At 41.6% G+C, this 12,132-nt stretch carries 12 protein-coding genes; 7 read left to right on the plus strand and 5 right to left on the minus strand.

Features of this window, described 5'->3' with window-relative positions:
- A complete protein-coding gene (locus MSC25_RS18470) occupies positions 1-456 on the minus strand; it encodes a YaiI/YqxD family protein (protein ID WP_004588273.1) in 456 nt (151 codons plus the stop codon).
- A 120-nt stretch (positions 457-576) separates the two neighbouring features.
- Between MSC25_RS18470 and MSC25_RS18475 the strand changes: the two genes are divergently transcribed.
- Entirely contained in the window at positions 577-1,098 is a 522-nt protein-coding gene (locus tag MSC25_RS18475; protein ID WP_121638614.1) for a lipocalin family protein, read from the plus strand.
- Positions 1,099-1,336: 238 nt separating this feature from the next.
- Here MSC25_RS18475 and MSC25_RS18480 read toward each other — a convergent pair whose 3' ends face one another.
- The 3 genes from MSC25_RS18480 to MSC25_RS18490 are packed head-to-tail and all read right to left on the minus strand — an operon-like array spanning position 1,337 to position 3,605.
- Positions 1,337-1,678, minus strand: coding sequence for a DUF3325 domain-containing protein (locus MSC25_RS18480; RefSeq protein WP_248444233.1), 342 nt, complete (start codon positions 1,676-1,678; stop codon positions 1,337-1,339).
- Positions 1,675-3,270: a PepSY-associated TM helix domain-containing protein gene (locus MSC25_RS18485; RefSeq protein ID WP_248444234.1), complete on the minus strand. Its 1,596-nt coding sequence runs from the start codon at positions 3,268-3,270 to the stop codon at positions 1,675-1,677. The genes MSC25_RS18480 and MSC25_RS18485 overlap by 4 nt, the downstream gene beginning before the upstream one ends.
- Entirely contained in the window at positions 3,267-3,605 is a 339-nt protein-coding gene (locus tag MSC25_RS18490) for a hypothetical protein (protein WP_248444235.1), read from the minus strand. The genes MSC25_RS18485 and MSC25_RS18490 overlap by 4 nt, the downstream gene beginning before the upstream one ends.
- Positions 3,606-3,827: 222 nt before the next feature.
- On the opposite strand from MSC25_RS18490, the gene MSC25_RS18495 reads away from it, so the two are divergent.
- The 4 genes from MSC25_RS18495 to MSC25_RS18510 all read left to right on the plus strand — a co-directional run bounded on the left by MSC25_RS18495 (position 3,828) and on the right by MSC25_RS18510 (position 8,207).
- Positions 3,828-4,184, plus strand: a complete 357-nt coding sequence (locus tag MSC25_RS18495) for a VOC family protein (RefSeq protein WP_006793291.1) — start codon at positions 3,828-3,830, stop codon at positions 4,182-4,184.
- A 150-nt stretch (positions 4,185-4,334) separates the two neighbouring features.
- Positions 4,335-4,925 carry a uracil-DNA glycosylase family protein gene (locus MSC25_RS18500; protein ID WP_248444236.1) on the plus strand — a complete coding sequence of 197 codons (591 nt, stop codon included), beginning with the start codon at positions 4,335-4,337 and terminating at the stop codon, positions 4,923-4,925.
- The gene (locus tag MSC25_RS18505; protein ID WP_248444238.1) at positions 4,922-5,659 is read left to right on the plus strand and encodes a phytanoyl-CoA dioxygenase family protein; all 738 of its coding nucleotides are present in this window, start codon (positions 4,922-4,924) and stop codon (positions 5,657-5,659) included. The genes MSC25_RS18500 and MSC25_RS18505 overlap by 4 nt, the downstream gene beginning before the upstream one ends.
- Before the next feature lie 163 nt (positions 5,660-5,822).
- On the plus strand, positions 5,823-8,207 hold the full coding sequence (locus tag MSC25_RS18510; protein WP_248444240.1) for a TonB-dependent receptor: 2,385 nt from the start codon (positions 5,823-5,825) through the stop codon (positions 8,205-8,207).
- Here the strand turns inward: MSC25_RS18510 and MSC25_RS18515 are convergent.
- On the minus strand, positions 8,191-9,120 hold the full coding sequence (locus MSC25_RS18515) for a LysR family transcriptional regulator (RefSeq protein WP_248444242.1): 930 nt from the start codon (positions 9,118-9,120) through the stop codon (positions 8,191-8,193). The two genes, MSC25_RS18510 and MSC25_RS18515, sit on opposite strands and share 17 nt — an antisense overlap.
- 90 nt (positions 9,121-9,210) lie before the next feature.
- Here MSC25_RS18515 and MSC25_RS18520 point away from each other — a divergent pair, with 90 nt between their 5' ends.
- Together MSC25_RS18520 and MSC25_RS18525 are read left to right on the plus strand one after the other, a co-directional pair.
- Positions 9,211-10,017: a class II aldolase/adducin family protein gene (locus MSC25_RS18520; RefSeq protein WP_055254313.1), complete on the plus strand. Its 807-nt coding sequence runs from the start codon at positions 9,211-9,213 to the stop codon at positions 10,015-10,017.
- Between the two features lie 129 nt (positions 10,018-10,146).
- A complete protein-coding gene (locus MSC25_RS18525) occupies positions 10,147-12,132 on the plus strand; it encodes an AMP-binding protein (protein WP_248444244.1) in 1,986 nt (661 codons plus the stop codon).

Here is a 12,132-nt window from a genome sequence, read left to right on the forward strand (position 1 = left end):
CTAGCTCGCCTTTTTCTGCGCTAAAATACGGTCGAGGTTATTAGCAAAGTTTTGGCGGTCGGTTTGGCTAAGCGGTGGTGGCCCGCCACTCATTTCTACGCCGCTTGAGCGCATGGTATCCATAAAGTCGCGCACGTTTAATAACGAGCGAATATTCTCTGGCGTGTAAAGCTCACCGCGTGGGTTAAGTGCTTGGCCACCGTTATCTATAACTTCACTGGCTAGCGGTATGTCGCCAGTAATAACTAAATCGCCTTTTTCTACGCGTTTTACTATTTCGTCATCGGCCACATCAAACCCGCTCGAAACCTGTACGCGGCTTATAAATTTTGAAGGCGGAATGCGCATTGCATGGTTAGCTACTAAAATGGTTGGTGTTTGCGTGCGCTCAGCGGCTCTAAAAAGTATTTCTTTTATTACCACAGGGCATGCGTCGGCATCTACCCATATTTTCATGCTTAAATCTTTTAATTGCTCTAGTATTTAGCTGATCCTATAGCAATTTATTTTAATCGGCTAGCAAACTTTATTGGCTTAGAGCCGTACAAACAACATCACTTTTAAAAAGGAGCTTTCATGAAGGCCATTACGACTATTTTACTCATTACAGGGTTATTTTTACTCACCGCCTGTACAAGCGCACCAGAGGGCATTACTCCGGTTAAAAACTTTGACCTTGAGCAATACAAAGGTAAGTGGTACGAAATTGCCCGCCTTGATCACTCATTCGAAGAGGGTATGGAGCAAGTAACCGCGACTTACACAGTAAACGACGATGGCACAGTAAAAGTGCTCAACAAAGGTTTTATAACTAAAGAGCAAAAGTGGGATGAAGCACAGGGCTTAGCTAAATTTGTAGAAGGGACTGACACAGGCCATTTTAAAGTCTCGTTTTTTGGTCCATTTTATGGTGCTTACGTTATTTTTGAATTAGACCAAGACGACTACCAATATGCGTTTATTACAAGTTATAACCGTGACTTTTTATGGTTTTTATCGCGTACACCTACCGTTAGTGACGAGCTTAAACAACATTTTATAGCTAAAGCAAACAAACTAGGCTTTGCTACAGAGCAAATTATTTGGGTTAAACAGTAGGCTATTTAGCTATGTAAAGGGGCTTTACAGTTGTTGAGCAAATGATTGTTACAGCTGTAATAAAACGATCATCTCACTGTAAGGTAAGTTAAATATGTTAGGGCTATATTAGCTGCACTTGCAACGAGACATGCAAGTGTTGGACATACTGAATATCCCCCTATTGTTGGCAAGCTTTATAGCTTGCCATTTTTTTTGCCTAAAATTAATGGCTTTCTTTGGATCAGGTTTTTACTAACTAAAGTGAATTTACTACCAGTAATAGCCCTGATAAGCCAATCAGTAACATATTTAAAAAGCTAAATGGCTTAATCAACTTTTCTATAAAATTATAAAAAATCGTTATAATTAATACACTTAGACCCATAAAGCCACAAAAAAGTAAAGCACCGTATCCCTGCTGCGTAACAACACAGAGCAATAAACTTAGTAAAATACTGATCCAGGCAACTATTAGTAGCAAATTACTTTGCAGCTTAGAGGGACGCGTTGTAAACACCGTTTTAAAATGCGCTGGTTTTGCCAAAGCAAAACCATTAAAAGCAAACAAACAGAGGCTAAAGCTAAGTAAATCAATCATGCTTTTTGCCCCTTTTTATTATCGGCTAGCTTATTAGCTGCTTTTTTAGATGCGCTAGAAGCAGTACGTAATTTTTCGGTTTGTACTAAAAACAGTATGCTAAACAGTAAAAATACCGCATCGAAAATAAACAAGGCCCATTGTTTATTAAGTAAGTAGCTCACTATATTGCCCTGTGTGGTAAGCGCATTTATTGCCGGTACACTCAAACACGCGAGGGCATTTATGGCAGCCATTACACGCCATTGCAGCCTATCTCGCTTTAAAAGTGCCATAACAGCAACCACCAACCATGCTAAAAAGAACGCTGTAACTTCTTTTTCACCACGCCCTGCTACGGTCGGACTAAGTAATCTATTGGCAATAAAAAAGGCGCAAGTAGCCAGTGGTAAGCCCATAATGGTGGCAAGGTTTAAACCTTCGACTAATTGTAAGCCAAATGAGGCTTTACCTTTATTACGCTCGCGTATGCGTTTAGCCCACATTATGCAGCCAGAGCCAATCATTACACAGCCTGCAATACCGCCAAGTACGTATAACCAGCGCAGTAAAGGCGTAGCAAAGCGCCCTGTATGCATAGAGTTAAGTGATTCATAAAGTGCTTTACTACTGCTAAGTTCGTCATCAGTTTGTGCTACTAACTCGCCGGTAGCGCCACTAAACAAAAGCCGTGGAGATTGATCGCGAAGCGCCTTTGCAGGGCTCACCAATACCGTTACTGTTGAGGCGGCCATATTCGGTTTACTAACCTGAACACGCGTAATATCTGCACTAGGCCACTTAGTATAAACTTGATCCAAAATAGTGTTTATAGGGAGCAATTCTGCACTGCCTTGGGCGTTATTAGTCACGTTATTGCTAGGTGTTACATCGTTAAAAAAGCCACGCATACCCTTGTCATACGTCGTTAACGCAGGGTAGGGGAACAACATAAATATAAGCGTAATAATGCCTGTGTAGGTAATCATTAAATGAAACGGTAGGGCAAGTACCGAGCTTAAATTATGTGCATCTAACCAGCTACGAGTCCCTTTATTGCGCCTAAAGGTAAACATATCTTTAAATATGCGCTTATGAATAACCACGCCGGAAATTATTGCCAGTAGCATAAAAAAACTGGCAAAACACACTACCCAGCGCCCTGTTATGGCATCTAAATAATAAAGCTGATAATGCAACCGATAAAAAAAGTTACCGCCTTTACTTTCAACAAAAGGAGGCAGCGCTTGCATGGTGTTTGGGTTTAATTGGGTATTTACAAACTGGCTGCGGCGCTGCCCTGGCTCTTTAGGTTTTGCATAGCCATATACCAAATACGGTATTCGCTCTTCAGGCAAGGTAATACGCCAACTAGGGGAATTTTCAGCGTGCTGATTTAAATAATCAAAGCCATTAATAATTTGCTGCCTTTGCGCGGCCACTCTGTCGGTTTGGGCTTGCACATTGTGTATAGCCGGCTGATTCCACAGATTTATTTCGTCTCTAAAAAAGCTCGCTGTGCCTGCAAAAAATATTACGTAAATAATCCAACAGGTAAGTAAGCCCACCCAGGTATGTAGCCAGGTCATCGACCTAAAAAAACTGTCTTTCATAGCCAACCCTTCAGTAATGCCAATATAGCAACAAAAAAACCTGTACTTAGTAAAATACTGATCCAAACAGTTTTTAACGACTTAACCGAAAACGCATAAATAAACACTGCGGCGTAAATTAAAATACTGATAGACACACACAGTAATACGGCATCTTGCTTAGGAATGGGCAGCAGTACACTTAATAATGAAATACACGCTGAGGTAAACGCATAACCACCCACTATGGCAATAATAAAACGCAAAAATACTAACACTCTATAGCTTTGGGCCACATTTAAAAGCGCAGCTAGGTTAGTTTTTGTAAAAGGTGCTATGTGCAGAGGTGCCTGCATAGTTAACAAATCCCTTATTCAAATACGAGAATAAAAATAAGGCGTTATTATAAAGCTTACAAATACAAAAAATAGCGATTCTCATTTGTATATTCTAGTTAATTTAACATTAGTGCCTAGCATGTTAGTAAAATACTGATCTCTGCTGTTTTAGGGTTATTGCTTAGCTAATTACGAAGGTTTACAGTGGTCAATACTGGCAAGCCAAAGAGTAAATTTAAAATGAGCAACCACGAAAAACTAAATTATGTAGAATTTCCCGCGTGCGATTTAACAGCTACAAAAAGCTTTTTTACTAACGTGTTTAACTGGCAATTTACCGACTATGGCCCAGAGTATACGGCATTTAGCGGCCAAGGGCTTGATGGTGGCTTTTTTAAAGCACCGCTTAAATCACTTACTCAACATGGGGCCGCACTGCTGGTGTTTTACAGTAACGACATTCACGCAACCTATAAAAAAGTAGCGCAATATGGCGGCAAAATAGTAAAACCTATTTTTGAGTTCCCCGGTGGCTGCCGCTTTCATTTTACCGAGCCCAGTGGTAACGAATTTGCCGTATGGTCAGAAAAACAATAAATATATCAAATGATTAGTTGTTATTTTCAAGTGAGATCACGATTTTACCAACTAATAACTAATTTGAGTAAAATAAACCGATTTTTTACCAACTCATTAGGTCTAAATGGCCATTTAGAACGAAATTTAAGCATTTAAGGCCAGATTTATATGGATCCGATCAATTTAATTGAGCAAGTTAGTAAATGCGTGATCTGTGAACCTCATTTACCGTTAGGTGCTCGCCCCGTTATACAATTTAATGCCAATGCGCGTATTTTAATTGCCGGCCAAGCACCGGGCATAAAAGTACACGAAACTGGCAAGCCCTTTAACGATGCCAGCGGAAACCGCCTACGCGAATGGCTTGGGCTAAGTGTTGATGAGTTTTATGATCCGCAAAAAATAGCAATTTTACCTATGGGCTTTTGTTACCCTGGTAAAGGTAAGTCGGGCGACTTACCTCCGCGTAAAGAATGTGCACCTGCATGGAGAGCGCAATTACTGGCCGCTCTGCCAAATTTAGAGCTTACAATCGTGCTCGGTAAATACGCGCAGGCTTATCATTTACCGCATACTAAAAACATGCCCTTAACCGAGTTAGTAAAATCGTGGCGTGAATATTGGCCGGAGCATTTGGTGCTACCACACCCAAGCCCACGCAATAATATTTGGCTTAAAAAGAACCCATGGTTTGCACAAGATGTACTGCCAGAGCTTGCTGAGCGCGTTGCTGCAATATTAAATAAAGAACCACAATGAACAACTATAAATCAAACGGTTATATGCTTGTAAAGGGGCTTTACAGTATCAAAGAGCTAAATAAAATTAAGCTCCTAGTTAATGCCTTTCATACAAAGTGGAAGGCTAATAACCATGAGTTTTATCAATCCCGTGCAATTAATAGTTCAGGCATAACAAATAGTGAGTATTTAACGGCGCAGCAAAACGAAGCCTTATTTAGTTTAATAGCTGATAACGAATTAATTAAGCGTGTAAAACAGGCGATTAGTGAGCCACTGTTTTTAAATACTCAGTTATTTTTTAATCCCGTTAATGTTACACAAAAAAATTATTGGCATCGCGATATGCAATACCATTTAAATGTGCAAGAGCAACAAGCTGCGTTAAACGGGCCCGACGTAGTGCACTGCCGGTTAGCCCTTGAAGACGAGCCAGGTATAGAGCTTGTAGCCCACTCGCATAAAAATTGGGATACACCAGAGGAGCTAAATATACGTCTTGCAAAAAATAATAAACTGCCAAGCGATAACTTAACTACAGGCAAAGTTATTAAACTTAATGCGGGTGACTTACTGTTGTTTTCAGCCAATATGATTCACCGAGGCTTATACGGCAAAAACCGCCTAGCACTGGATATTATTTTTTGCGAAAATGCACCACAGCTTACTGCCTTTATCAATGCAGCAAACACCCCAAGCTCGGCAGTAGCAAATATAACCGCTAATCCACAAGTATTTTTTAACCCACTTTAAACCCGCTATAACCCCATTTAGCACAACACTTTTTCGCTTAACTATAAATATTACTAATAGTGTTGAATAAATAAACATCACTGTTATTTATTTTAAGACTCGTCAGTATGAAATAGACGCAAAATTATCCAATAAAAATAACCTCTATAATGGAGTTGCAGCTATGACAACTGAACACACACAGTCACACACACGTTTAAAACCTGCTTTTTTAAAACAAAAAACACTTACTTTATTTACGCTCAGCGCATTAAGCGTGGGTATGGCACAAGCTGGCGAGCAAAAAATAAATAAAAGTGAGCTTGAAACCATTACCGTCACCTCGCAAAAGCGGGTCCAATCGCTACAAGATATTCCTACCTCTATTCAAGCGCTTTCTGGCGACTACCTCGAGCAAAACAGTGTTGACGATTTACTCGCCCTAAGCGAAAACCTACCCAACGTGCATATAACCGAAACCTCAAGCAGCAAACGTATTTTTGTACGCGGCATAGGCTCGGGTACTAACTCAGGCTTTGAGCAATCGGTTGCTATGTATAAAGATGGCGTGTATTTAGGGCGCGGGCATCAGGCTAAATTTCCATTTTTAGATATGCAGCGCCTTGAGCTTATAAAAGGCCCGCAGTCGGTTATGTTTGGTAAAAACGCCACAGCAGGAGCCTTTAGTATGGTTTCAAACTCGCCAACCGATGTACTTGAAGGCAACGTATCGGCAGAGTTTGGCTCTGATAACGAAAAGCGCTTTACAGGCGTTATAAATATTCCTATTAACGATGATTTAGCCATTCGTATTGCCGCGTTTGATCATTCTGTTGATGGCTTTTTATATAACCAAGCGCGCCAAAGTGATGAGCAATCTAACGACTCATCAGGTGCACGTTTATCAATAGATTGGCAAATAAACGATGATATAAACGCATTGTTTAAGTGGGAACACGGTGAGTTTGAGTCGCACGGTTCGCGCTACCAATACATTATTGATACTCCCAACCGAGATTTACAAATAGCAAATGACCCTACTAACCCAGGCAATGTAGGGTATCGTTCACTTTTATTAAGCGACAACTCTGGCCTTGATTACACAAGTTCGGTATCGGGCGATGATCACCCAGGTGGGCTTAATGAGCAAAGTAAAACCACGCTTGATAACGCATCACTTAAATTAACCTATAACCATGGCGAATACGAATTTACCTCTGTAACCACGTATAGCGAGTACGATTGGGACTCAACCTTTGACGCGGATTTTTCAGAAATCCCGCTTATAAAACAAGACTACTTAGAAACCTATAACCAGTTTACGCAAGAGTTTAGAGTAAGCTCGCCAACAGGGCGCACGCTTGAATACGTAGCGGGCATTTTTTACATGAGCAGTGAGCTTGAGCACCCAAACGATATTTTATTTGGCGCATCGTTACTTATTCCTGATTTAGTGGGTACATCATTGGGCGTAAATGCGCTGTTTGATCAAGACCAACAAAGCTACTCAGCATTTACCGCCCTTACTTGGAATGTAAACGCGCAATGGCGCGCTAATTTTGGCCTGCGTTATCAAAAAGAAGAAAAAGAAGTAAGCAGCGTACAAAGTGTGTATAGCGTATTTGAGCCAAACACACCGCAAGCCGTACAGCAATTTGCTAATGCAGCTGCTCCCACTATTGCAGGGCAGCTTTCGGGCGCGGGGGTACATAACCTTAACGCTAAGCGAGATGAGTCGCACTTATCACCCAATATTAGTGTGCAGTATTTAGGGTTTAACAACACCATGTTATTTGCAAGCGCTGCCATAGGCTACAAAGCCGGTGGTTTTGATGGCTCTGGCTTAAATGGCTCACAAGGTAACACGGTTGATGAAAACTCAGGCTTTGAGTTTGACGACGAAAAAGCCACAAACTTTGAGTTTGGCATAAAAGCCGAGCCAATTAAAAATACTCTACAAGTAAATGCTACACTGTTTTACACCCTGTACGATGACCTACAAGTATCTGAATTTAATGGTAATGCATTTGTAGTTAAAAATGCCGCCGAAACTAAAGTAAAAGGGATTGAGCTCGATTCGCGCTGGGCAATAAATCAAAGTTGGCAGCTATCGGCAAACCTTGCGGTGCTTGATTTTGAATACGAACAATACGCCAGTGCATCGCCAACGGTTATGCAAAGCGAGCTACTTGGCCAAGCATTTCAAGATTTAACCGGGCAAACTGGCGCGTTTGCTCCCGATTACTCAGGCAATATAGCGATTGATTACAATTCCGAGGTGTTTTCAAACCTTACTTTAAGTAGCAATTTAGCGCTTAACTTTAGTGACGATTACTTTTTAGAGCAAGATCTTGACCCAATAGCCAAGCAAAGCGCTTTTGAAAAGCTAAATTTACGCATAGAGCTAGGTAGCAGTGAAGGAGATTGGTCGGTGGCGTTATTGGCTAAAAATTTAACCGATAAACAAGCTTTTTCGCAGGCCAACGATGTGCCAGTAATTAGCTACGCACACCGTTTTTTATCAGAGCGTGGGCGCAGTTATCACGCACAATTTAATTACCGCTTTTAAGTTTGTCAGCAGGGATAAGTTGCTGGGCTAAACCTAGCAGCTTTTCTCGCATCCAACTATTTACTAAATCGTCATCAGCTTGTTCGTGCCAATACATGTGCACGGGCATTAACGGCACATCAAACGGCAAGCTAGTTACATGCACAGGCATTTGCTCTTTTAATACCTGCGCGTACGCGTTTGGCATTGTCATTATCATGTCGCTTTGGCTAATCACTTTAGTCGCCGCAAAATAATGTTCACATTTAAGCACTACATTACGGGCAAGTGCATGCTTTGCCAGCGCCATATCAATAATATCTACCTGCGCACCTTTTAACGACACCAACGCGTGCGATGCCTTTGCGTAATTTTGTACGGTTAAGTCATTTAATATTGGGTGATCGTGCCTACAAATTAGCGAAAAATGCTCATTACAAATAAAGGTGTTTTTTATGTGGTTACTGGTAGGGGTAAGTACATCAATGACTATATCGAGCTCTTGGTTTTCGAGTGATTTTTCCATATCAACATGCGACACCTGTCGGCTGTTAATCGTGATATTGGGGGTGTTTGTGAGTAGGTCGCTCATTAGCGGCGGAAAAAATATCGATTCTAAAATACCTCTAAAGCCAAATTTAATTTCGCGCTTAAAGGCGGCTATATCAAAAAGCCGTTCGTTATTTAAGGTTGACTCTAATACCTGCACCGACTCAATAACTTGCGCTATTATTTTTTGGCAAAAAGGTGAGGGCACCATACGCCGACCGTGGCGAATAAATAATGGGTCGTCAAACTTTTCTCTAAGGCGAGAAAGCGCATGGCTAACAGCAGGTTGCGTTAAATGCAGTTTATCCGCTGCAGTGGTAATACTGCCCTCTTGATATACCGTTTTAAGTATTACAAACAGGTTTAAATCTATCTTTCCATGCATAGTATTTATGTTTAACCATTAATTAACATCACTTCTATTTATCTTAAGCGAGACTAAACTAAAGTCAACAGAGTTTAATTTAGGATTATTATGAGCAATACACTAGAGCAGCAAGCCGCAAAAATGACCATAGGTAGCGACAAATTTAAACTTATCATGCCGCCTAAATTTAACACCCTAGAGGAGCAACGCAGCTACGAAAAACAACGCCTAGCCGCTGGGTTTAGAGTATTTGCCATGTACGGTTTTGATGAAGGGCTTGCCGGGCACATAACACTTCGCGACTGCATAGAGCCCGATACCTTTTGGGTAAACCCTGTGGGTATGCATTTTTCGCATATTAAAGCGTCAGATCTTATTCGGGTTGATCATAAAGGTAATATTATTGAAGGCAGCACACCGATTAATAACGCCGCGTTTGCTATCCATTCACGCATACACATGGCGCGACCCGACGTAAACGCAGTAGCCCATGCCCATACACGTTATGGCCGTGCGTTTTCGGCATTAGGAGAGTTACTTAAACCTATTTCGCAAGATGCCTGCGTATTTTACGAAAACCATAGCGTATTTGATGTATTTAGCGGCGTAGTAGCCGACAGCGAAGAGGGCGATATGATAGCTAAGTCACTGGCTGATCACTGCGCTGTTATTTTGCAAAACCATGGTTTACTTACCGTTGGTTCGTCGGTTGATGCCGCAGTTGCCAATTTTGTATTGCTAGATAGCTGCTGCCAAAGCCAATTATTAGCGCAAGCCGCAGGCGAGCCCAAGCTTATTTCTCACGATGTTGCGCTACACACTAAACAAGCCAATGGCTCAGAGCTAGTTACATGGGGGAACTTTCAGCCCATGTATCAGGTTGTTGCCGCAAAAGATAACAGCTTTTTAGATTAAAACACTGGCAATAGCTTAATTTTGATAGACTAAAATTTGCGCGGTAATGGCCCACACACCCAAGGCCGCGTTTAAATACTATACACTCACACGCAAACACACACATTATAAAGATACGTTGAGGGTTTTATGAATATAACAACAATTAAAAACCACGCCGATGTTGGCAATTTAAACCTTGCTGAAATATCACCAGAGCAACTTCCTCGCTCTACTTATCATGCCATTTTACAATCGGCAAAAAACTTTGGTGATGCAACCGCTATTGAATACATTTTAGATGGCGACTGCATTAGCGAAGCGCAAATTCCGTTTGCAAAAAAGCTTATTCACCGCATTTTAATGACCTTTAAAGGCAAAAGCTTTGCTAACCCGCACCGTAAAATGAGTTACAAAGCGCTCGCAAAAAACGTAACAAGGCTTGGCAATGCATTGCACTCGTTGGGTATTACTAAAACCGATGTAACCTCGCTGGTATTACCTAACTTCCCTGAAACCTATGTATCGCTTTGGGCAGCAGAGGCCGCTGGCATTGCAAACCCTATAAACCCCTTGCTTGATGAGTCCATAATGAAAGAAATTATGATCTCAGCCAATACCAAAGTAATCATTGCCCTAGGCCCTGTCCCTGGTAGCGATATTTGGCAAAAAGTAATGGCAATTAAAGAGCATATACCCGGCCTAAAAGCGGTCATTAGCTTATTTGGTGACGACATAGCGTGCTCGCAAAATAATAAAGTACCCGTGTATGGGTTTAAAAAAGTACTCGCGGCGCAAAATACGCAAGCAGCTAATTTTATTTTGCCTGAGCAAAGCGATGTGTGCGCGTATTTTCATACGGGTGGCACAACCGGCCTACCAAAACTTGCCAAGCACTTGCACTTAAACCAGCTTACCAATGCAGGGCAGGTTAATTTACTTTCGCCAGTAAACGCAGGCGATACCATGCTAGTAGGTTTGCCCATATTTCATGTAAATGCGGCAGTGGCAACAGGCATAGCCTCAGTTATGAAAGGCTGTAAAATTTTACTCGCAAGCCCTTCTGGCTTTAGAGGTAAAAACATCATTCCAAACTTACTCACCCTAATTAATAATTACGATGTAGCCGTTATGACCGCCGTACCTACGGTTTACGCTGCTATGGTTGAGCAAATTACCTCGCAAAAAATATCGGTGCCACCGCTTAAAATGAAGTTTGCCATTTGTGGGGCCGCGCCGCTTTCATCAGATTTACAAGCCCTGTTTACTAAACTCACAAACACCCCACTGGTAGAGGGTTATGGCTCAACTGAAGGCAGCTCAGTAAGTACGTTAATGCCTGTAAACCCAATTAATAAAGAGGCTTCTGTAGGGCTACCAATACCTGGTATTACACTTAAAATTGCCGATATAAACGAGCAAGGCACGCTTGTTAAAATGTGCGATACACTCGATGTTGGCGAAATAATAATAACCGGTAATAACGTATTTCCGGGTTACGTAGAAGATGCGCATAACCAAGGCGCATGGGTAGTTGATGAAAACGGCCAACAGTATTTTAGAACCGGCGATCTAGGAAAAATAGATGAGAGCGGGTATGTATCTTTATGTGGTAGGCAAAAAGAGCTAATAATACGTGGCGGGCACAATATAGACCCCAAAATGATAGAAGATGCCGCAACCAGCCACCCCGATGTAACACTTGCAGCCGCCGTGCCACGCCCCGACAGCTACGCAGGAGAAGTGCCGGTACTTTACGTAACGCTAAGCCCAAATAGCACGCTTAAGCTTGATGAACTCACCGCGTATGTTAGCGCCAACATACCTGAGCGGGCAGCAATACCAAAAGCTATTTATATAATTGATGAAATACCGCTTACTGCCGTAGGTAAAATTTATAAGCCCGAATTGGTTTGCCTAGAAATAAAACAAACCATTACAGAGGCTCTTAGCGAGCAATTAATCAACAAAACCGTGCAAATAAATGTGTTTGCTGATAAAAAGTTAGGCATAAAAGCCACAATTTTAGTTAATGAAGATGAGTTAAACGCGCTGCAACAACAGATAAAAACGCTGCTAACCCCGTACTCATTTAACTACGAAGTGCTGGCATTAAAAACAACAGAGGCCGCCTGA

Source organism: Pseudoalteromonas sp. 1CM17D (genome assembly GCF_023161805.1).
Classification (GTDB): Bacteria; Pseudomonadota; Gammaproteobacteria; order Enterobacterales; family Alteromonadaceae; genus Pseudoalteromonas; species Pseudoalteromonas atlantica.